Origin of the sequence: Nodosilinea sp. P-1105, assembly GCF_012911975.1 — a bacterium.
GTDB lineage: Bacteria > Cyanobacteriota > Cyanobacteriia > Phormidesmidales > Phormidesmidaceae > Nodosilinea.
Genome location: NZ_SMDQ01000060.1, coordinates 13,994 through 35,859 on the forward strand (window position 1 = coordinate 13,994; position 21,866 = coordinate 35,859).

Annotated in this window: 18 protein-coding genes and 1 pseudogene; 6 read left to right on the forward strand and 13 right to left on the reverse strand. The window is 55.3% G+C overall.

The genetic code is table 11. From position 1 onward, the window contains the following. The first annotated feature begins 236 nt into the window (after positions 1–236). Positions 237–3,449 carry a DEAD/DEAH box helicase gene (locus E1H13_RS20350; protein WP_169616075.1) on the forward strand — a complete coding sequence of 1,071 codons (3,213 nt, stop codon included), beginning with the start codon at positions 237–239 and terminating at the stop codon, positions 3,447–3,449. A 189-nt stretch (positions 3,450–3,638) separates the two neighbouring features. Then, a complete protein-coding gene (locus E1H13_RS20355) occupies positions 3,639–4,472 on the forward strand; it encodes an SWIM zinc finger family protein (protein WP_169616077.1) in 834 nt (277 codons plus the stop codon). An 8-nt stretch (positions 4,473–4,480) separates the two neighbouring features. Here E1H13_RS20355 and E1H13_RS28100 read toward each other — a convergent pair. The 3 genes and pseudogenes from E1H13_RS28100 to E1H13_RS20370 form a co-directional block, all read right to left on the reverse strand. Continuing rightward, a pseudogene (locus E1H13_RS28100) lies at positions 4,481–4,609 on the reverse strand (glycine zipper family protein); the annotation flags it as partial. A 91-nt stretch (positions 4,610–4,700) separates the two neighbouring features. After that, positions 4,701–5,588 (reverse strand): tRNA 2-thiocytidine(32) synthetase TtcA, encoded by an 888-nt coding sequence (gene ttcA, locus E1H13_RS20365; protein ID WP_169616104.1) that lies wholly within the window; start codon positions 5,586–5,588, stop codon positions 4,701–4,703. A 124-nt stretch (positions 5,589–5,712) separates the two neighbouring features. Continuing rightward, positions 5,713–6,825 carry a metallophosphoesterase gene (locus E1H13_RS20370; RefSeq protein WP_169616081.1) on the reverse strand — a complete coding sequence of 371 codons (1,113 nt, stop codon included), beginning with the start codon at positions 6,823–6,825 and terminating at the stop codon, positions 5,713–5,715. 109 nt (positions 6,826–6,934) lie between these two features. Here E1H13_RS20370 and trmB point away from each other — a divergent pair, with 109 nt between their 5' ends. Next, positions 6,935–7,570 carry a tRNA (guanosine(46)-N7)-methyltransferase TrmB gene (trmB, locus tag E1H13_RS20375; protein ID WP_169616083.1) on the forward strand — a complete coding sequence of 212 codons (636 nt, stop codon included), beginning with the start codon at positions 6,935–6,937 and terminating at the stop codon, positions 7,568–7,570. 398 nt (positions 7,571–7,968) lie between these two features. On the opposite strand, the gene E1H13_RS20380 is transcribed toward trmB, so the two are convergent. Together E1H13_RS20380 and E1H13_RS20385 are read right to left on the reverse strand one after the other, a co-directional pair. Continuing rightward, positions 7,969–8,970: an aldo/keto reductase gene (locus tag E1H13_RS20380; RefSeq protein ID WP_206070765.1), complete on the reverse strand. Its 1,002-nt coding sequence runs from the start codon at positions 8,968–8,970 to the stop codon at positions 7,969–7,971. 146 nt (positions 8,971–9,116) lie between these two features. Then, a complete protein-coding gene (locus E1H13_RS20385) occupies positions 9,117–9,593 on the reverse strand; it encodes a Fur family transcriptional regulator (protein WP_169616085.1) in 477 nt (158 codons plus the stop codon). Positions 9,594–10,043: 450 nt separating this feature from the next. On the opposite strand from E1H13_RS20385, the gene E1H13_RS20390 reads away from it, so the two are divergent. After that, positions 10,044–10,580 carry a DNA starvation/stationary phase protection protein gene (locus E1H13_RS20390; RefSeq protein WP_169616087.1) on the forward strand — a complete coding sequence of 179 codons (537 nt, stop codon included), beginning with the start codon at positions 10,044–10,046 and terminating at the stop codon, positions 10,578–10,580. Positions 10,581–10,814: 234 nt separating this feature from the next. On the opposite strand, the gene E1H13_RS20395 is transcribed toward E1H13_RS20390, so the two are convergent. From E1H13_RS20395 to E1H13_RS20405, 3 genes are all read right to left on the reverse strand, one after another. Beyond that, positions 10,815–11,393, reverse strand: coding sequence for a (2Fe-2S) ferredoxin domain-containing protein (locus tag E1H13_RS20395; RefSeq protein ID WP_169616089.1), 579 nt, complete (start codon positions 11,391–11,393; stop codon positions 10,815–10,817). After that, a complete protein-coding gene (locus E1H13_RS20400) occupies positions 11,390–11,665 on the reverse strand; it encodes an Asr1405/Asl0597 family protein (protein WP_169616091.1) in 276 nt (91 codons plus the stop codon). Before E1H13_RS20400 ends, E1H13_RS20395 begins: the two co-directional genes overlap by 4 nt. 538 nt (positions 11,666–12,203) lie before the next feature. Beyond that, entirely contained in the window at positions 12,204–13,436 is a 1,233-nt protein-coding gene (locus E1H13_RS20405; RefSeq protein ID WP_169616093.1) for a hypothetical protein, read from the reverse strand. 460 nt (positions 13,437–13,896) lie between these two features. Between E1H13_RS20405 and E1H13_RS20410 the strand changes: the two genes are divergently transcribed. Next, positions 13,897–14,880 (forward strand): YihY/virulence factor BrkB family protein, encoded by a 984-nt coding sequence (locus tag E1H13_RS20410; protein WP_169616095.1) that lies wholly within the window; start codon positions 13,897–13,899, stop codon positions 14,878–14,880. Continuing rightward, the gene (locus E1H13_RS20415) at positions 14,874–15,428 is read left to right on the forward strand and encodes a DUF3124 domain-containing protein (RefSeq protein WP_169616097.1); all 555 of its coding nucleotides are present in this window, start codon (positions 14,874–14,876) and stop codon (positions 15,426–15,428) included. Before E1H13_RS20410 ends, E1H13_RS20415 begins: the two co-directional genes overlap by 7 nt. 152 nt (positions 15,429–15,580) lie before the next feature. Here the strand turns inward: E1H13_RS20415 and E1H13_RS20420 are convergent, their stop codons facing one another. The 5 genes from E1H13_RS20420 to E1H13_RS20440 all read right to left on the reverse strand — a co-directional run bounded on the left by E1H13_RS20420 (position 15,581) and on the right by E1H13_RS20440 (position 21,605). Then, complete coding sequence (locus E1H13_RS20420; protein ID WP_169616099.1) at positions 15,581–17,227, reverse strand: AarF/ABC1/UbiB kinase family protein; 1,647 nt, start codon at positions 17,225–17,227, stop codon at positions 15,581–15,583. Between the two features lie 222 nt (positions 17,228–17,449). Continuing rightward, positions 17,450–17,842 carry a pentapeptide repeat-containing protein gene (locus E1H13_RS20425; protein WP_169616100.1) on the reverse strand — a complete coding sequence of 131 codons (393 nt, stop codon included), beginning with the start codon at positions 17,840–17,842 and terminating at the stop codon, positions 17,450–17,452. A 102-nt stretch (positions 17,843–17,944) separates the two neighbouring features. Then, positions 17,945–18,334 carry a metalloregulator ArsR/SmtB family transcription factor gene (locus E1H13_RS20430; RefSeq protein WP_169616101.1) on the reverse strand — a complete coding sequence of 130 codons (390 nt, stop codon included), beginning with the start codon at positions 18,332–18,334 and terminating at the stop codon, positions 17,945–17,947. Positions 18,335–18,410: 76 nt separating this feature from the next. Further along, entirely contained in the window at positions 18,411–21,161 is a 2,751-nt protein-coding gene (locus E1H13_RS20435) for a bifunctional acetate--CoA ligase family protein/GNAT family N-acetyltransferase (RefSeq protein ID WP_169616102.1), read from the reverse strand. A gap of 45 nt (positions 21,162–21,206) precedes the next feature. Beyond that, positions 21,207–21,605 carry a CBS domain-containing protein gene (locus E1H13_RS20440; RefSeq protein ID WP_169616103.1) on the reverse strand — a complete coding sequence of 133 codons (399 nt, stop codon included), beginning with the start codon at positions 21,603–21,605 and terminating at the stop codon, positions 21,207–21,209. Positions 21,606–21,866 lie beyond the last annotated feature (261 nt).

Below are 21,866 nucleotides of genomic sequence, written 5' to 3' on the forward strand. Positions count from 1 at the left end.
CTGTCACTGACTTTGAGTCACTGACTTTGAGGGAGACTTTTCCTCCCTATGCTTTCCCTGGCCACAGGGGTCGGTAAAACCTGCCTGACGCTCCTGTCTCAGCCTCAGACTAACCTAGAATAGGCGGCTCGGTTTTCAGCTCAAAGCTCCAGAGGTTTCTCGGTTCAGAAGGTAATCGCCTAAAATTTAACTCAAAGCCTGCTGCCCTTAGTTTCGCCGGATCTGAGTTACCTGCCATGCAAATTCTCCACGGCACCTGGATTCCAGAATCTGGAAACGACTTTATTCGTTCGGGGCTGTTTTGCCTGTGGGTTGAAACGACTGAAAAGCGGCGTTTTCGTAAGCCCAACCAGCGCCATCCCCGGCAGTTAATGGGGGAAGATCTGGCAACCCTGCTGGCCAACGAACTGGGCATTAAGCCACCCAACGGCCCAACACTGGAAGCATTAATTCAGCCCAAATTTTTTCTGCTGCCCACCGTCGAGGGGCAGCCCTTACCGTCCCTAGAACTGTCGCGATATCTGGAGGAGGACCTACCTGAAGCCTTCGACTTTGAGTACTGGCAGGTGGATTGCTATCCCACCCTGGCATCTACCAAAACCAGCACCTACGGCAAATCGACCGTTAACAGCGTCGTGCCCCTACTGAATGACCTGCATTTCATCGCCATGCACCAACTCACCGAGATGCAGTTGGGGGCAGATTTGCTATTTTGGTTCCACTTCACCCAAGCTCTAAAGCGGATTATCTTCAAAGACCAGTACATTCCGGCCCTGAAGTATCGGGAGTTGGAAACCGCTAAAGCCTCTCGAACCAAACGCAAACCCAAGACCAGGGGAAACACCAAGTTTGAAATCTACCCCGGCTGGGAGTTCATTGGTGAAGAGTACGAAACTGCCCTGCAGCACTATGTAGACTACATGCCGATGATCTGTGCGGCGGGGTTTGCAGAAGCGCCGAAAACGCCGGAATTTTACGATCGCCTCTCCCTGCTGCGTCACTTTTCCGACTGCTTGCTAATGGACATCATCGCCCACACCTACACCACCCAGGGCTACGAGAAAACCATTGCAGATTCAGTCATTTACGCCTGTCTGAAACAGTCCAACGGTGGCACCTATTGGACCACCGAAGATCGGCTGGAACAGTTCAAACAGTGGCAGGCCTGGCGAGACAGAATCGTCCGCACCCAGACTGACCAGCCCTTTTACCTCTACTTTCACTTGCAAGACCCGGTGCAGCCAGAAGACCCCTGGCGGTTGCAGTTTCAAGTGGCTCCCAAGCACGATCCCTCCCTCAAGGTAGCCCTGGAGGACTACTGGTCCATGCGCCCCAAACAGCAGACCCAGGTGAAAGCTCAACTGGGAGGTGAGTTTGAGCAAAATCTGCTGCTGAACCTGGGGTATGCCGCTCGCATCTATCCCGACCTGTGGCAGGGGCTGGAGACCGATCAGCCCGTTGGTATCACCCTGAATTTGGATGCTGCCTTTAACTTTCTCAAAGAATCGGCCTGGGTGCTAGAAAACGCCGGATACAAGGTGATCGTCCCCGCCTGGTGGACGCCGAAGGGGCGGCAGCGGGCGAAAGTGCGCCTTAAGGCCAAGGGCAAATCCCTGGGGGGCAACGACAAGGCCAAGAGCTACTTTTCGTTTGAAACCCTGGTGCAGTATCAGTATGAGCTGGCCATCGGCGGCGAAAAGGTGACCGAGCAGGAGTGGAACCAACTGGTTAACGCCAAAACCCCCCTGGTCAAGTTTCGAGGCCAGTGGATAGAGCTAGATCAGGACAAAATGCAGCAAATGCTGGAGTTCTGGAAAACTCAGCAGGCCGAAAACCCGGAAATGAGCCTGATGGACTTCATCAAGCTGACAGCAGCAGGGGATGGCGAAGAGCTGGAGGTGGACTGCGATCGCAACGATGCCTTGGCCGAGATGCTAGAGAAACTTAGCGATCGCGGCCAGCTCCAGCCAGTGGATAATCCCCAGACGTTTCAAGGCAACCTGCGGGAATACCAGAAACGAGGCGTTGCCTGGCTGCAATACCTAGAACAGCTGGGTCTAAATGGCTGTCTGGCCGATGATATGGGTCTGGGCAAAACCGTCCAGGTGATCGCCCGCCTGGTGCAGGAGCGGGAACTGGCCCAGGCCGAACAACAGCGAATTCCGCCGACCTTACTGATTGCCCCCACGTCCGTCATCGGCAACTGGTTCCACGAAATCCACAAATTTTCGCCCCAGATTCGGGCCACAGTGCACCATGGTAGCGATCGCGCCAAGGACACCAAACCCTTCAAACAACTTTGCCGAGAACACGACATTGTCATTACCTCCTTTGCCCTGGCCCGCAAGGATGCCAAGCTGGTCAACGGCATCGAGTGGCATCGGATTGTGCTGGATGAAGCCCAGAACATCAAAAACCCCAAGGCAGCCTTAACCAAAGCCATCCTCAAGTTCTCCTCCCCCCATCGCCTGGCCCTCACCGGTACCCCCATCGAAAACCGACTGATGGATCTGTGGTCTATCTTCAACTTTTTGAATCCAGGCTATCTCGGCACCCAGGCCCAGTTTCGCCGCAGCTTTGAACTACCCATCCAAAAAGACAACAACCCCCGACAGTCGGCCACCCTGAAAAAGCTGGTGGAGCCATTTATTTTGAGGCGGGTGAAGACAGATCAAGCGATCATCAAAGACCTGCCAGATAAGGTGGAGCAAAAGCTGTTTTGCAACCTGACCAAAGAACAAGCTTCCCTCTACGAAGCCGTGATTACCGATGTGGAAGAGCAGCTGAAGAGCAGCGATGGTATTCAGCGCAAGGGGTTAATTCTCGCCACCCTGATGAAACTGAAGCAGGTGTGCAATCACCCAATGCAGTTTTTGCAAGACGGCAGCGACTTTACAGCCCATCGCTCCCACAAGCTCACCCGCCTCACCGAAATGGTCGAAGAAGTGATGGCCGAAGGGGAAAGCCTACTAGTGTTCACCCAGTTCACTGAGCTGGGGGCAGCCCTAGAAAAGTACCTGCGCCACACCTGCCACTTCAATACCTACTACCTCCATGGCGGCACCTCCCGTAACAAGCGGGAAGCGATGATCACCCAGTTTCAAGACCCCGGGACGGACCCCTCCGCCTTTGTCCTTTCCCTGAAAGCGGGGGGGGTGGGCATCACGTTGACCAAAGCCAACCACGTCTTCCACTTCGACCGCTGGTGGAACCCTTCTGTGGAAGACCAGGCCACGGATCGCGCCTTCCGCATCGGTCAGAAGAAGAATGTTTTTGTCCACAAGTTTGTTGCGATCGGCACTCTGGAAGAACGCATTGACCAGATGATTGAGGACAAGAAGAAATTGGCGGGCTCCATCGTCGGTTCAGATGAATCCTGGCTGACGGAGTTAGATAATGATGCCTTTCGGGAACTGATATCCCTGAACAAGAGTGCGATCATGGAGTGACGCGCTTAAATTTCGGTCACAATCACGATCCAGTGGTTGGGTTGGCTGGTGGGAAGGGGGTTTAATGAAAGAACGAAGTAAAGTCCGAAGGGCAAAAGGGGTCATGAACATCTATTTGTTGTTGTCCTTTAGGATTCATTCCTCAATTCAGCAATGCCTGGAATATCGTCAGACTTTAAGGAGTGCATGATGAGTCAATTCAGCCGCACCTGGTGGGGACAAAAATTTATCGAGGCCATGGAAGGTCTGACCGACTCCGGTCGCCTCAGCCGGGGGCGGTCCTACGCCAAGGGTAACAAGGTAAAAGCCTTCGACATTAAAGACGGTATCGTATCGGCCCAGGTGCGGGGGTCTGTGAATCCTTACTTTGGGGTGTACGAAGAACCCCTCTACACCACCACCATCGAGTTTCAACCCATCAGTGCGGCCAAGTGGTCTGCCGCCATTGCCCTGATTGCCTCCAAAGCCAGCTTGATTTCCCGGCTGCTGCTGAATGAAATTCCTGACAACATCGAAGATACGTTTAAGCAGCTCAACCTCAACCTGCTACCTGGCAGCCGCAAAGACTTCAAATCCACCTGCTCCTGCCCAGACTGGAGTAATCCCTGCAAACATATTGCTGGGGTCTATTATTTAGTAGCCGCCGAGTTGGATCAAAATCCCTTTTTGCTATTTGAGTTGCGGGGGCTGTCTAAAGCTGATTTGATGCAAGAGCTGGCTAAATCGCCTTTGGGGCAGGCCCTAGCAGCAGAGCTCCAGCTTCAAAAGCAAGCTCCTCAGCCTGTAGAGGCTTACTACACTTCCCTCAACACCATCAACCCCGACACCTGTGAAAACCTGCGTGATTTTTGGCATGGTACCAAACGCTTGCCCCAAACCATGGAGCCATTACCTCAGGTCACCGTTTCGGGGATTCCGGTCAAAAAGCAGGGGGATTTTCCAGCCTTTTGGCATCGAGACAATTCTTTTATTGAAGCGATGACAACCCTATACCAGCAGGTTAAGACTAAGGGGCAGCTGTAAGGTTGACGACCGATCACAGCGCCAACCGCACCGCCCACTGGGCCACCTACCGCAACACCAAAGGCAGTACCGATGACGCCTGCGCCTGCTGCACCAATGCCGGTGCCCACGGGACCAGCGCCCTGTTCTCCAGTAATCGAGTCAGGCTTGCTGTCGGGATTGAGTTCAGGATCGGCGTTGGAGTTGACAACTGGTGAGTTCGCGGCTCTGGGCGATCGCGAGGCCCTATCACCCTTCAATAAACAGCGCTTGAGCCGGGTTAAACTCGGCCTCCAGGTCAGTGACGGTGTCATCCAGGTTAGCCTCAGTCGGCACGATCCGGGTCGCTTCTAGACCGCCAAAGTCAAACAGGTCTGGGTCCGCCAGCTGAGACGGTGACACCTGTTGCAAACTGCGAAATAGGTTGTCGGCCCGGCCCGGCCATTGCTTTTCCCAGGCTTGCAGCATCTGCTTAATTTGAGCCCGCTGCAAGTTCCCCTGGGAGCCGCACAGGGTGCAGGGAATGATCGGAAACTCCCGGTAGCGGGCGTAGCGGGCGATGTCGTTTTCGGGGCAGTAGGCCAGGGGCCGAATCAGGATGTGACGGCGATCGTTGGTCAACAGCTTCGGGGGCATGGCCTTCAGCCGTCCCCCGTGGAACAGGTTGAGAAACAGGGTTTCGATCATGTCGTCTCGGTGGTGACCCAAAGCGATTTTGGTGGCCCTCTCTTCCGCCGCCACCCGATACAAAATGCCCCGCCGCAGCCGGGAGCATAGCCCGCACATGGTCTTCCCCTCTGGAATCACCCGCTTGACGGTGCTGTAGGTGTCTTGCTCGATAATTCGGTAGGGCACCCCGATCGCCTCAAAGTACTCGGGCAGCACCTCCGCCGGAAAGCCCGGCTGCTTTTGGTCTAAATTCACCGCCAACAGCTCGAAGGGGATGGGGGCACGGCGCTGCAAGTGCATCAAAATATCTAGCAGGGTGTGGGAGTCTTTACCGCCCGAGACGCAGACCATGACCCGATCGCCCGCCTGGATCATGCCGTAGTCATGAATGGCCTGACCCACCCGCGATCGCAGGAACCCTTGCAGTTTCTTAAAGCTGTTGGACCTGGGCTGCTTGGGGGCGGCCATGGGTGAGACGTCTGCAGATGACATGGCGATTCTAGTTGCAATACCGAGAGACCATTTTAAGCCGCTGTGTCAGTCGATGGGTGGATTGCCGTTATCCCGTCGGGTGCATCCGCGCAGCAATGCACTACGTCGATGGCCACAGTAAGGTGGCGTGGTTGTCCAAGCTCTGGGGTTGACCGTCCGCATCCACCGCATTAAACGGTGCCAACACCTGGCCCACATGGGGGGGCAAAGCGGCAAAGTCAAACTGGGGATCCCCAGCGGCGATGGTGCACCAGAAGTTTCTTAGGTGAGGGGCAGCAGCCTCGGCTTCCGCCTGGGACAGGTTGAGGGGCGGACTGGTGAGAAATTTGGTCATAAACCCCTGGGAGCGATCGCACATCCACTGGTACGACATGCCCTGTAAATCTGGCCAGGGGTCAACTGCGGTCAAACGATGCGATCGCACCTCCACCCGCAAGCCTGCCTCCCCCCACTCCACCTCCACCAGGCGATAGGGGTGGGGGTAACTGACGATGGAGCCGGTCAGCACCTCACACAGCTCTCCCTGGCGGGCAATGTCCTGGACATGCAGATGGCCCGTAAACATCAGCCGTACCCCCGCCGCCTGCAAACGCTGAATCAACGCCTGGTTGTTATCCACCATGTAGCGCTGCCCCATGGGGCTCTGGGATTGGCCGGGCAGGTGTTCCAGCACATTGTGGTGCAGCATCACCAGCACCAGGTCGTCGCCCGTCTGGGCCAGGGCGGCCTCCAGCCAGTCCAACTGCGCCTGGTCGATGTGGCCGACGCCAATTTGCTCCCCATTGGGCTTAAAGGCATTGGAATTCAACCCAATCAACCGCACCCCCGGCAAAATTTGGTGGTGGTAGTGTAGGGTTTGGCCATCGCTGTAGCCATGGTCCTGGTACAGGCGGGGAAAGTCTTGCAGGCCAATGGCGCGATCGCTAGCGTCCCGGGCAATCACATCGTGATTCCCTGGGACCACATAGGTGGGAAACGGCAGCTTTGCCAATCGCTCGATCAGCCATTCGTGGTTCGCCCATTCCCCATGCTGGGTCAGGTCACCGGGCAACAGCAAAAAGTCTAAATCCAGGGTTTCTAACTGAGCAAAAATTTGCTCGATGCCAGGAATACTGACTTCCACCAGGTGAAAGCGATAGGGACCGTTGTAAATCGTTTCCGGTCGAGCAATGTGAGGGTCACTAATGATAGCGAAGCGAAAGCGCTGTCCCATGGAAGAATGACACTATTTATTGACAAGCACCTACCAGCCTAGCCCTTAGCCGCCCAATTCGGTAGGGACATGGCATGATAGAAAACCGACGTTGGAGCGAGGTAGTTCTGTGGCCGTTGTTCGGGTGCGTCAGCACGTCAATCCCCTCAGCCAAAAATATCAGGCCCCGGTAGCCATCCCCGACTGGTCCCAGGTGTATTCCAACCCCCAACAACCCCTGCACATCGATATTGGCTGCGGCAAGGGGATTTTTTTGCTGCAAATGGCCCAATGTCAACCCGACTGGAACTTTTTGGGGTTAGAAATTCGTCGCCCCGTGGTCGACCAAGCCCAAAAACGCCAACAAGAGGCCGGACTGAGCAACCTGCATGTGATGTTTTGCAATGTCAATATTTCTTTTGAGCACTTGATGCAAAGCTGGGGCGATCGCAACCCCCTGCAGCAGGTATCCATTCAGTTTCCTGACCCCTGGTTCAAAAAGCGCCACCAAAAACGCCGCGTGCTCCAGCCGGAACTGGTCAGTTCCCTGGCCAAATGGCTTCCCCCCGGTGGCCAGATCATCCTGCAATCAGACGTAGAAGAGGTGGCCATCGACATGGTCGATCGCCTCAGCGAAAACCCTAACTTCAGCCGTCAGGGGCAGCGCTGGCTACCCGAAAGCCCTTTCCTCGCCCAAACCGACCGGGAGCGGGTCACCCTAGAAAAAGGCCAACCCGTCTACCGAGCCATCTTTCAGCGGCAGTGAGTAACGTAAGTGTGGGATCAAAAAATTCCGGCTCACCATCCCCTCCAGGGAGGGGTGCCCGTTCGCGTTCGCGAAGCGTTCCGAGGAAAAGCGTTCCGCAGGAAAGGGTGGGGTGGGTTCTTCGGGCTTGCTTGACCCACCCCTACCTACTTCGGTAAGTTGCCCCTCCGGGGCCGCTACGCGCTAGCGAAGCCATGCTGCAGGCTATACAGCACAGGCCTCCCAGGAGGGGATCAACCCGGCCTTTCCCAAGGAGGGGATGACGTTATTCCAAGCCAAGGCTACTCAGTTTCACCTGACAATCCAAAATCCAAAATCCAAAATCCAAAATTTCTCCTTCAGAGACACTGCGCATAGGCAAAGCCAGCCCCCAGGACTGACCACATTCAAATCTCCGCCTACCGGGACTGAAAGATATTCTGCACCATCTGCTGATCGCTCCGGGCAATGGCGCCATCCAGTTCAGTCACCTCGCCATCCGCCAGCGACCAACCCAGGGCACCCGTATTCTGCTGGGCCTGGGCCAGGGTTTTTGCCCCAGGGATGGGGATGGTCCCCTTGGCCATACACCAGTTCAGGGCGACCTGGGCCGGGGTTTTGCCCCGTTCCTCGGCCACGGCTTTGAGGGTCTGCAGCAGGGGTTGAATCTTGGGTAACAACTGGCGGAACAGCAACCCCCGTAAGCCCTTGGGGTAAGGGCCAGAAGCCGTATACTTGCCGGTCAGCAAGCCCAAGGCCAGGGGACTGTAGGCAATCAGCCGAATCCCCAGTTGATCACAGAGTTGCTTGAGCTCCAACTGGGTGACCGGATAGGTGGATAGCAGGGAATACTGCACCTGCAGGCTGGTGATGGGGATGCCCCGCTCCTGAAACCGTTGATGGGCCAGCTTGAGCCGTTTAGGACCAAAATTAGACAGCCCTACCCCTTTCACCTGCCCCTGGGCAGAGAGGTCCATCAGACCATCTAAAAACGGGCCTTCCTGCCAGGGGGCATAATTTGCTGTCGACCAATGCATCTGCACCAGGTCCACCGGTCGGCCCAGACGCCGGGCCGAGGCCTCTCCGGCCTTGACCACCGAACCAGCCGTCAACCGCCAGGGGTAAGCCGCCAGCTTAGTGGCGATACAAAGCCGTTCCTGGTTTGGTCCCTGGTAGCGGTTGGCAAACTGCCCTAGCAACACTTCACTGCGGCCATTCAGCCGTCCGGTGCCGTAGGAATCACCGCTGTCGAACAGGGTGACCCCGTGGCTGACGCAGTGGTCAAACACCCGCTGCAAGTCCTCATCCATGGTGGGGTCATAGCCCCACAGCAATCGATTACCCCAGGCCCAGGTACCACAACCCATCTGGGGTAAGGTGATGGGTTGAACCATGGGTGAATCATCTTGGGTCTCAGTCATGGGAATGGGGGCAAAAGCATCCTCGGGCAACGTTAAGTCTAACCATTAGGATACTCGTAGGTTGGGTGAAACATGGAACGGGATTTCCTTTCTGCCTGCTGCGCCCGAGCGTAGCTCTACTGCCTTTTGCCTTCTGCCTTTATGTCCTAACTCCCCAGACGGTTCTGGCATCGGGGGCAAACACCATAAATTGTAAACTGCGAGTTCAACAACACAAACCCTCGGGTCTGCGTCTCCCCTGCCCCCACATCTGAGATACTGACCTCTTCAAACTCCTGGACCGCTCCACACTGAACGCACACTAGGTGGTGGTGATGACTGGTAAAGGGGGTACTCAGTTCGTAGTACTTGCGATCTTCTGCCAACTCTAGCTCTTGCAAAAGCCCTAACCCCACCATCACATGCAGAGCCCGATAAATTGTGGAAATACTAATTTTCTCCCCTTGTTCCACCAACTGGTGGTGAATCTCCTCAGCACTGAGATGATGATCAAGGGCAACATCCCTGAATAGCTCTAGAATTTTCTGGCGCTGACTGGTTAGTCTAAAGCCCTCTTTATTAAGCACAGTCTTCAGGTCAGAGCCCGAATTAATCCTGGGTAACGGCTGGTTTGGTTCGGTCATCATCACAGGTCTATCGAGGGCATTAAACTGTTGAAAGTCATTTTCAATATTTAATTAATCAACTATTGAAAACCATTTTCGACTTTTGAAATTAATTTATTGAAAACTATTATCACTATGAACAATAGAGGGATTAACGAAAGATTGATTACTACTGATAAGCATGATTATGAAGTCGCTGACATTAGCAGACTAAGGAAAAATACGGTAAGCTTATTGAGTAGTTTTTGTTCAGACTTATCCACGGCCTTAGCCTAAAGCGTTTATTCTATTCAATGCGAGTTTTATGGTCTGCGTTTACGCAGAATTCCATAGCCACGCTTGAGTAAAGTCCAGGGAAGTAGGCCTAAGGATTTGCCCAGTCTGAGTGTGAGTCTGATTTAAGGGTGTGGGGGCGTGTGCCCTACATCTACCGCTGTCTGAACAATCTGAATGATTAAGGGGGACATTATGCCAATTACTGAAACGCTGCTGCAATCCTATGGGGAAGTCGCCGACAATCCCATTCTGTTGGAAAAATCGACCACTGAGCCAGTGATTGATGGCTTGGGGACGCTCTATGCCAGCTTTATTGCACTGTCGTTGCAATATCAAAAACACCACTTTGTGGTGGAAGGGTCGGAGTATCACATGCTCCATGACTACTTCTCGGAAAGCTATGAGGAGGCTCAAGAACATGCCCACGACATTGGCGAACGGTTGCATGGTCTGGGCGGGGTTCCAGCCCTGAGCTTTAGCAAGCTGGCGGAGCTGTGTTGCTTTGACATGGAAGGGGACGATGTCTACCGCTGCCGGATTATGATTGACCATAATTTGAAGGCCGAGCAGGCAATCATTTCCATGTTGCGTCGTCTGGCCTCCCAGGCGGAAAGTTTGGGCGATCGCGCTACCCGCTATCTGTACGAAAAAATTCTGTTGGAAACAGAAGAGCGGGCCTACCATCTGGAGCACTTCTTGACCCCAGATAGCCTGAAGCTGGGTTGGTAATTCTACTGTCAATTGGCCAAACCCACACCCAACCTGCCTTTCGGCAGGTTTTTTTGGGGCCATACCCACAGGCGTATGCCCAGGCGGCTGAGCTTCCCCTGGGGTCGTCAGAGCTTTACTAGGGCCAGCGTTACCGGGCAAAATAAACTTTCCAAATAATCCAACTCGACAAAGCCACAAAGGTGACAATTAACAGCCAGTGGTCCCACCGTTGGGGATCAAAATCTTCACCATTCACGGTTTCTGTTTCAGTAAAGCCAGAGCTTGATCTGAAGTAACTCGATTGAGCATCTTGCCCCGTGGTTGCACCCGTAAGTTGGGGCCGTGCTTACAGGCTTTCAGGCAACCAGTGGCCTTAATTGACACATGCCCCAGATCGGGGTTGGCCTTCACCTCTGTCTGGAGCAAGCTCCAAAGGTGACGACTGCCTTGCTTGCAGCACTTGCCCTTGGTGCAAACTTCAATGCACAGGGGCTGGGCCGCCTGGGGTTGGGGAGCCACAGGGGTAACAGGGGGGATATCCTGGTTTTTTAGGGCGGCAATTTCCACCTCTGGTAGGGGCAAAATATTGACCGATCGCCAGATATCGTCTTCAGGATAGGCCCACACCTGGATAAAATCGCCTGGCTCCAGCTCGCGGACCAACATGGGGCGCAAGTACTTAGGCAGCTTAATGGTGTACTCGGCGGTCCCCGCCTGAAGCCGCAAGCCTTTCAGCTTGCCCTTGCCAGAGCGATAAGCCCCTTGATACTGCCCCTTCAGCACTTGCCCGGCGGGGGTAGCGAGCGTAGGTAGGGTTTGGGTCTGGGTCATCGTCGGCTCCTTTGCTGCCAGCAGCGATTTAAGTGATTGGCCAGGTCTGCTTTGGGGGCGACGCAGGCTTGAATGACACACCAAACCTGAATCGCCTCTGCAGCGGTATTGACGGCAATGGTTAAGGGGCGATCGCAGCCACAGTCACAGGCAATATTCAGGGCTTGCAGTCGACCATAGACAGTCCAACGACTGACGCGATCGAGAGTGGCGGCGGTGCTGTGCAGGTCATATCGCTGGGCGAAGTCGTCAGGATGTAATGTTCTTTGCATAAATTTACGATTTTTTCGATGTCAGTCGCAGGGGTGATATTTGAGCAGGGTGGGGTAGAAGAGGCTAGGCTGCTGTTGCAAGTGGTTCTAACTAAGTAGGAGACCAAGACCGTAGAGACCAGAGTAGCCACAGCCCTCAAATACAGGCTGCCAGAGGCTAAAGCAGAGTTTTCACTCCCCAGTGCGATCGCCATCAATCTTTGTCTCAAATGTATAAATGCATATCGTTACTACTAAAGTACCCAAGTCTAGTCATTATTGCAACGTATTTTCAATAGTATTTTCCTATTGACGGTCGCTGTATCTGCCCTAAGGTCATAGCAATATCCTTAAAACTCCCATGGCAGCTAGGTTCTGGTCGGCACTGTGCTGGGTCAGTGGGCACGTCCTCCAGAAGAATCCTATCGGTGAGGCAATGTTGATAGGTATTTTTAATAAGTTTGGCCTGGGAGCGCCATGTCCCGAGACCGGCATTGATGCCAACGCTCGGGACCATTAAAGATAGATTTTGTTTGGGGCTAGATTCCGGCCCCGACCATCACCCTTCTTGGGCCGCCCCACAGTGACGACAGTGGGGTAGGTATTTGTAGGTGGGCTGGTGACAGTGGGGGCAATCGACATACTGGTGATAGCCACAGTGGGGGCAGTGACTATCGCTCGGTTGTAGCTTTTTGGCACAGCGAATGCACTTTTGCTTTTGCACCCGCCCCGCCACCTGAAGTTGCGGATTCAGCACCACCTTTTGAAAAAACTTGATCAGGCCGTAGCCCAGTAGGGGCACCAAGAGGATATAGAGGTAATTAATTAAAAACAGCAGCCCCCCCAACAGATCGATTAGCACCCGTGACAGCCAGCTAAACAGGGCACCAAACTGCAATACTTGGAAGACTTTAAAGACCAAGGGGATGCAGAAAATCACCAGCAGGTGCCAACTGACCAGGGCCACCAAGCCGTAGTTCCGGCGTTCTGCGGTACGGTGCACCGCCCAAGCCACCCCGACCAAGGGCAGCAAAAACAATCCCTGAAACAGCAATTGCACCGTTGGATACCAGAACGTCGCCCGCTGAAAGCCCCGATCCACCTGCTGAAATTGCTGATCGTCATTCAGCAGGGAAAGAAACTGCTGGCTGGTGGTGGTTTCTGTCAATTCCGTTTGCAGGGTGCTGACCTCTTGGTTCAGCTGATCCAGGCTGGCTTCGTTGCGTTCCAGGGTTTCCCGGGCCTGGGCCGCCTCGACTAGGTGGATGGATTGGTCTTGGGGCTGTCCGGCAATTTGCTCTAGCAGGGTGGAATCGTACTGGCTACGGATGGTTTGATTCTCTTGCTGGAGTGCGGTGATCCGCTCTTGCAGTTGGGACAGGTTCGCAACGATTTGACGGTTTTCAGGATCTTGCAGGGCGTCGGCGGCATTGGCGTAGTCAAAACAAATGGGGGACACCTGGCCCAAGTGTCCTTCGTTCAGCCTGCTGTAGTGGGGTGTAAGCTGATAAAATTCAGGCTGATCGTGAGGTAAATACTGGCGCAGGATAGTGTAGTCGCGATCGCCCCTAGAGTCGTCTAAGTAACCTTGCCAAGAGCTGTGACAGGGATAGGCCTGGGTCGGATTCAAGGGCCAGCGGCTAATGTCATTCAGTCCACTAAACACATTAAACAGAATAAAAATATCGAGCAGAATAATCACCACTAAACTGGCTCGATTGACTGGTTCTTTATTGATGGTGCGAGCTTGCCTAAAGAAACGGCGAAACTGGCGACGAACGTAGTTGACCATAGCCCTGGCTCCAAAGCGAAAATCAATCAGTAAACCAAATCCAAGTCCAGCCTGCAATGAGTACTACCCGGCAAAAATATGACCACCGTTGCTGAGGGTGTCAGGCGTCGACATCCCCTCCTGGGAGGGGCAGGGGTGGGTTACCCAGGGGTCAGAAATGGTGGGCTGACTTGTGCCTCAGCGTATTAAACCAAATTCAAGTCCAGACCTGGAGTTCTGCCTGTAGGAAAACTCCAGATCCCGAGCTGGACTTGGTATAGCCTGCCCTTTAACCGATCATAGGTGCCCGCCTTGATTCCCATGGCCCCTGGGGGACAGCTGGTTGAAATGGCCCAACACAGAAAGGTAGAAACTTTTGTAGGGTGGGCAATGCCCACCACGAAGAAGAAAGTTTTCCAGAAGTCCCCTGAGCTCGGGTAAGTTTAAGCCAGTTAACCCAGCCACTGTTTGGTGTTTACCCATGACTCGTTTTTTACACGCCACGGTTTTGCCTTACCTGAGGTCGACGGTGCTGCCCTCGCGCCCAGCCCAGCTGCTGCTGCAGACCGTCTTGAAATGGGACCGAGACAATGCCCCCGGTCTGTCAGCGGCCTTGGCCTACTATGCGCTGTTTTCTCTGTTTCCGATGCTGTTGGTGATTTTGAGCGTATTGGGCAGGCTGGTGGGGCCTGAAACTGAGGCATTCCTGGCCATTCAGCGAGCGATCGTGCAGTATTTACCCCCTGAGGTGCACGAGCTGGTAAGAGACACGGTGATTGCCTTGAATGAGAGCAGTTTAGGAGCCGGGATTGTGGGCACGCTGCTATTGCTGTGGACGGCCAGCACGATTTTTTCGATTTTGCGGCGGTCGGTGAACAAAATTTGGGGCTCCCCCAGTCGGATCAGCGAGGCTGGGTCAGTAGCTGGCATGATGTTATTTTTTGCCACCAATCAACTGTCTGCATTTTTGCTAGTCTTGGGTACGGCCCTGTTGCTGCTGCTGTCGCTGGTGGCCAACCTGGTAATCAAGATTTTGTTGGCGCTGGTGGCCAATTTCCAGGAGACGTTTGCCTTCTTGCCAGTGAATGAGCTCTTGCTGACCCGTGGCCTCCAAGTGGGCTCGTCGCTGCTGATTTTAGCCCTGGCCTTAGGGATTTTGTTTAAGATTTTGCCCGCCACCGCCATTGCTTGGAAGGATGTTTGGCTAGGGGCGTTATTAACGGCCTCACTGCTGATTCTGTTGCAGCAACTGGTGAGTAGTAGTGTGATTTCTGTGGGCAGTCACTTTTTGTCCTATGGGGTGGTCGGTAGCGTGATGATTTTGATGCTATGGATTTTCCTGGCCTGTCAGATTTTCTTCATGGGCTGCGAATTTTCCTATGTATATGCCCATTTGCTGGGTAGCCGTCGCTGTTCATCCCAGAATCCTTTTTTATTCAGAGACAATCAGGAGGAGGCATGGTAATAGCGAAGTGGATTGGGCTGGGGCTTCTGATGGGTGGGGCGATCGCCTGTACCCCGCAATCGACCGCTCAACATACCACCACGGTACCCACCGCAGAGCGATTTGGGCAGGTGCCGGGGGTGACGGTGCTGGCATTAGAGTCTTTGCCTGAGCCAGTGATGGGGCAGGTGGTTTATGTACCGGTATATTCTGCAATTTACGAGTCGAATCGCGATCGCACCTTTCCCCTAACCACCACCCTCAGTCTGCGCAACACCGATAGAGAAGCACCGATCGCGATCGCCGCCGTGGACTACTACAACAGCGCTGGGGAGTTGGTCAGTGGTTTTCTGGATCAACCAGTTCAGCTGGACCCGCTGGCCTCCACTGAGGTCGTGGTCCCTAAAGAGGACCAGGGGGGAGTCGGAGCCAACTTTGTGATTACCTGGCAGGCCGACACCCCCGTCAGCGCCCCGGTGATCGAAGCGGTGATGGTCAGCACCTCGTCCCAGCAGGGGCTGTCATTTGTCAGCCCGGGGCGGGTGATCGAGACCTGGGGATTTGACTAGTGGTGTGTCAAGTTAGACGTGACGGGTCAACCGGTTGCGGTTCACGGCTTACGGTAAACGGTACACGGCTTGCCTTAAACCGCTTACCGTGAACCGTGAACCCTAAGTCACATCTCTCGTCATTATTTTTCTGTACCGGCGTTCTAGATCCCCTACCGCAGCCGCCCCGATCGCAAAATGCTGACCACCAGCCAAAGCCCTAGCAAGCTAGCCGCCACAAATAAGATAATGCTGAGGATCTGCCCCTCAGAGGTTTGCTGGCCGGTGGAGACAATGGCGGCTCCGATAATGAGGGCGGCAATCACCGTACTAAAGGCCCGCCGGTTAGCGGCATCATCTATGCTGTGCCGCAGGTCATCCATGCCCTGCAAACTGAGGTTCCACTTCAACTGTTCTGAACTGAGGCGGTCGAGCAAAAACCCAAACTGGCGCGGAGAACTCAAGGAGAGATTGCGAAATTCTAACCCAGTCCGGAGCAGAGCCTGGACGGGGTCATCGCCTATCATCTGCTGACGAAACAGGTCTGCCATCAGTGGGCGAATTTCATCTAACAGGTTAATGCCGGGGTAGAACTGGCGAGCCGCCCCCTCTAGGTTGGCCATGGATTTGGTGAACAACCCCACATTCGCAGGCCAGCGCAGATTGTTGCGCACTCCAGCCCCCAAAATTTCGCTAAACACCTCTGCGGTGTTAATTTGCTCGAGGCTGAGGCCATAGTAACGGCCCAGGAGTCGGGTGTAGTCACTTTCTAGACGAGCCAGGTTAACCGGGGCCATGGGTTCGGCCAACTGCAAGGTCAATTGGGTGCAGCGCTGGGCATCACAGTTAACAATGGCCAGCACCATTTCGGTCATGCTGTTGCGGGTGCGGGGGTCAAGGTGGCCCATCATGCCGCAATCCAGCAGGGCAACACGACCATCTTGGAGATAGAAGATGTTACCAGGATGGGGGTCAGCATGAAAAAAGCCATCCACAAAATACTGCTTAAAGAACGCCCTAAACAGCAGCCGACTGGCCTGTTCGCGCACAGCCGTAGCACTGCCCGCCTGGCTGGTAGCAACTATATCGGCCTTGAGGAGAGGGCGGCCATCGAGCCACTCCATGGTCATTAGGTTGGAGTTGGTCAAATTCCAAAAAATTTCAGGCACGACCAATTGCGCCGGGTCGTACCAGTGACTATTGGATAGGTTGCGGCGGAGTTGGTCGGTGTAGTGGGCTTCGGTGGTAAAGTCTAGTTCGGCATGGAGGGCATCGGCAAATTCATCCGCTAGCTCCACCACGTTGTAACGCTGGCCAAACTGGGTATTTGACACCAGCCGGGCAATGTCTCGAATCAGGCCCATGTCTCGCTCCACCTGGCGTTCGATGCCAGGACGTTGGACTTTGAGGGCAACAGATCGACCGTCTTTGAGGGTGGCCCGATGGGTTTGGGCGATCGATCCTGCGGCGATCGCGGTGTAGTTCAAACTTTGAAAAATGTCTTCCGGGGGCTGGGGCAGCGATCGCCGAATTTGTTGCTCAATATCTTCGGCAGGCACAGCTGGCACTGTCGTTTGTAGGCTGCTCAGTTCCTCAATGTAGCTGGTGGGCAGCAGGTCAGGCCGGGTACTCAGCAACTGGCCCAGCTTCACATATACAGGCCCCAAATCAGTCAAAATATTGCGCAGCACTGCCGGGGGAGGCAAATCGGGCTCATCGGTCTTACCCCCCATCAATAGCCGCCGCATATAGTCCCAGCCATGGCTGAGCACAACTTCAACAATTTCCCGCTGCCGGGATAAACGAGAGGAGGATACCATAGTGGTTTCCTTAAGGAGGGCTGGATCGCATTACTGCCTTCAGGCCAAAGACACCGTCTGACTAAAGACATCATCTGGCCAAAGCGGTCTTTTGCTCACAGACAATGTCAACAACGGCGGCTGATTTCACAGGGTCGCTGCTGGCCAGCGGGGTCGCCTGCCAGGGTTATCGTAACCCAACTCGCCAATTTCGTGAGGGGATTGACATCGGTTCCCTGCAGGCTACCGATCGGCCTTTAGCCCCTGCTGCCCTGGGTCAAACCCTGGAGGAAAGTGGGTCTCCTCTGGGTCATAGTCGGCGGCATGGAGTTGGGCCGCAGTGAGGGTAGCGGTGCGCAGATCGGTGCCAATCAGCATGGCACCCCGCAGATCAATACCCGTTAAGTTGGCATAGCTGAGGTTGGCATAGCTGAGGTCAGCCCCCCGCAGGTTGGCGTTCTGCAGATTAGCACCGCTCAAATCGGCATAGCTCAGATCGGTGCCTTTGAGGTCGATTCCACTCAGGTCAGCGTCAGGTAGGGCCAAGTATTCGAAGTTGCGCTGGCCAGCCCCATAGGCGTTGACCAAAGCTGGCACTGTGGTGATATCGCGGGTTGGTACGGAAGGAGTGGTCATAGTATGTTCTTTGGCTAGCTTCTCCAGCTTACGGGCTGAGGCGGGCTTTAGCCTGCCGTTGTCATGATCGGTTGTAATGGTTAGCCGTGGCAACAGCCAGCCCTAGGGGGTGTCGTCCTGCGGGGGCGGGAGGCAAGGGGGGGCGGGCTGACAAGGGCGGCATTGGCTGACCCCCTGCAGGTAGTCGTCTAACCCTTGAAAGGCCACCAGGTTAAGACTGTAATACATCCAGCGACCGTCCTGGCGGGCGGTAATTAACTCTGCCTGGCGCAGGGCCTTGAGATGAAACGATAGCTTGGATTGGGCCACCCCGAGGCGATCGCATAGGTCACAGACGCACATTTCCTGTTGCCGCAGCAGTTCAACCACCTCAAATCGCAGGGGATCGGCGAGGGCCTTGAACTTGGCCACCACGGCGTTGGCCGTCGCCAAATGGCTAGGGGCGGACGGGTCGCTGGACAGGCCCACAGGTGAGGGGGAAGACGTAACCATAGATGGGATAAACCTAGAAATTTCGATAGGGGGATAGTGGATTGGTCCCTTTAGGGTAGCAAAGGCTGGGTTACAGCTAGGGTAATCGCAGTTCTGCCCGCATGCCATCGGGCGATCGGGTTAATCTGAACCCTAGCTTTTCGCAGACCCGTTGCATGGCCCGGTTTTCCCGCAAAATGTCGGCGGTAATGGCGGCCAACCCTTCGTCACGCCCCACCTGAATTAATTGCTTCAAGAGTTCACTACCTAAGCCCTGATGCTGTTGGGCATCGCTGACTAGTAGGGCAAATTCCGCCTGGTTGAGCCCGTGGCATTTGCTGAGGCGGCCCACCGCCAAGATCTGGTGTCGGCCACTGATGGGATCATGGCGGTCGGCGACGAGGGCCATTTCGCGATCGTAGTCGATAAAGCAGATGCGGGTGAGGCGATCGTGGGCAATGCGGTGATTTAAAGCCATCAGATGGAAGTAGCGGAAATAGACGCTTTCTTCTGACAGGGAATGGTGAAATTGAACGATTAAAGGTTCATCTTCAGGCCGGATGGGCCGCAGCGTCACCGGGGTACCGTCCCGCAGTTGCCAGGCTTTGATGTATTGGCTGGGGTAAGGGCGGATGGCCGGTCGGGGCAGTTGGGCCAGGTCTAGTTCGGGGGGATGCAGTTGGATGCGGGCGTCCAGGGCAATCAGGCCAGGGGCCGTAGGGGTAAATAGCAGGGGGTTGATATCGAGGGCTTTAATCCGGGGTTGTTCAATCACCAGTTGGCTGAGCCGCACCAGTAGGCGTTCCAGTTCTGCCAGGTCAAAATCACCGGGGCCGGTCAAGACCGGGTAGAGGCGAGTACGTTCGATCAGACGACGAGCCAGGGTGGTATTGAGGGGAGGCAGGGCCACAGCACTATCTTGTAGCAGCTGCACCTGGGAGCCCCCCGCCCCAAACACAATTACCGGACCAAACTGGGGGTCTAGACTGCTCCCCAAAATCAACTCAATCCCTTGCTGTCGCTGCATCATCGGCTGCACCGTCACCCCGGCAAAGGCCTCAGGTCCGTACTGGGTGGTAATGGTAGTCGCGATATCTACAAAGGCGGCCTCCACCGCCTGGCCACAACAGAGGTTAAGGCGGACCCCTGCTACCTGTTGTTTATGGGTCAGGGTAGGGGAGACCAGCTTCACCACCACTGGCCAACCCAGCTCTTCGGCCTGGGCCATGGCCTCAGTGGCGGTGGTGGCTAGGGACGATTCCACCGCTGGAATGCCGTAGGCCCGCAGCATCGCCTTAGCCTCCAGTTCGGTCAACAGCGATCGCTCCTCGGCTAGGGCTTGGTCCACCAGGCCAGCGATGGCGACGCGATCAGGGCGATCGCGGCTGTGGCCCCCATCGTCGACCAGGGCTGGGGTTTCGTAAAGGGCCTGGAGGGTATAGCTGTAGCGGCCCATGGCATTAAACAGGCGGGAGGCGGCATCGGGGTAGCGATAAGTGGCAATGCCCGCCTGGTTCAAGATTGTTTCCCCCTGGGTGACATCAGCCCCGCCCATCCAACTGGCGAGTATGGGTTTAGGGGCGGTCTTGGCTAACTGCTGCAAACGCTCAGCGGTTTGGGTGGGGTTAGTCATCGCCTGGGGAGACAAAATTACCAGCAAGCCATCGCTATTGGGGTCATGCATAGCCCCTTGGATGGCGTGGGTATAGCGGTCGGGGTCGGCATCCTCCAGAATGTCGATGGGGTTGCGGTGGCTCCAATGGGGGGGCAGGCATTGGTTCAGGGTCGCCAGGGTTCCCGCCGACAAGGTCGCCAGCTCGCCGCCAGTAGCCACCAGAGCGTCGGTGGCCAGTACCCCCGGCCCCCCGGCATTGGTAATAATCGTCAGCCGCTGCCCCTGGGGACGCCGAGTTTGCTTCGCCAGCACCTCCGCCAGGTCAAACAAGTCAGAAATTTGGTCTACCCGCAGCACCCCACAGCGGCGAAAGGCGGCATCCAGGACCGCATCACGACCGGCCAAAGTCCCGGTGTGGCATACCGCGGCCTCAGCCGCCTGAGGGGTGCGACCCGCTTTGATCACAATCATCGGTTTCGTCAGGGCCACTTCCCGGGCGGCCGACAAAAACGAGCGAGCGTCCCCAATCGACTCCATGTACATGACGATGCTGTGGGTGTGGGGATCATGGCCCAGGTGATTAATCAAATCTCCCCAGGTGACATCCAGCATCGATCCCACCGAGACAAAGGCACTGAAGCCCACATTTTCTTGCAGGCTCCAGTCTAAAACAGCGCTACATAGCGCCCCTGACTGGCTGATAAAGCCCACATGACCCGGGCGGGCTAACCGACTGGCAAAGGTGGCATTCAGCCCTGTGCGAGGGTTCATAATGCCCATACAGTTAGGCCCCAGCAACCGTAGGGAACTGGAGCGCAGGTGGGCTTGAATTTGAGTTTCCAGGGCAGCGCCCTCGGGGCCTGTCTCTTTGAAGCCAGCCGATAGCACCGCCGCCCCCTTGGCCCCAACCGCCACCGCATCGGCGATTACATTGGTGCTGGTGGCCGCTGGCGTGGCCATCAGCACCAAATCAATCGCTGCGGGTACGTCCTGCAGCTGACGGTAAGCCCGAATACCCAACACACTTTGCCGCTTCGGGTTAACCGGAAACACCGTACCGCCAAAGGGGGAGCTAATCAGATTCCACAGTAGGGTGCGACCGACACTGCCTGGGCGATCGGTGGCCCCCACCACCGCCACTGTCTTAGGGGCAAACAAGGCCCCGAGGGGCTGACGATCAGCCCGCCAAATATCGTAGGCTGGATCGAGCATGGGCACTGAAGGATCAGCCATAACCAGCAATCATGACAGTGATGTAACAGTATCGCCCCCTTTAGCCTACTTGCTCAAGGCCAGTCTGGGCATACCGCGCATGAGAATATCAGTCACTGAAATTACTCCCAGTAGCCGCCCATTTTGGACTACGGGGGCCCGTTGTAGGCCTGTATCAGAAAGCACTTGGGAAGCTTCTTGAATAGTCAGGTCAGGCTCTAGGGGAATGCAGGGCTGGCGCATGATGTCTTGCACGATCACTTTCTCCGGGTCGTGGCCCCGCGCCACCACGGCGTAGACGATATCGCGTTCGGTGACAATCCCAAAAGGCATTTCTTGATGGCGTCGCTCTACCAGTAAAGAGCGGATTCCCTGGTGCTGCATTAACTCAATGGCGTCGGCCACCGTAGCGGCACTCGAAATCGTGGTCACGGCCTCGGTCATGATGTCAGCGACGGTTAGCATAGGATGTCTCCGGGGAATCTGGGCTCTTTTATCCTGCCCTCTTCTGTGGGGATCGGTGTCAGTTTTTGTAGATTTTCTTTATATTTAGCCTTACCCCGGCTGAACCTAGTACCGCAAGACAGAAGAACGAAGACAGAAGAACAAAAAGGAATTCCAGGACACACAAGAGTTTCCACCTCAGCAACTTAGCGGGTGACAAGGGGACTCAAAGCTTCAGGGGACAATGCTTTGAGAGAATAGGAAGGACAAAAAATAGGGAGT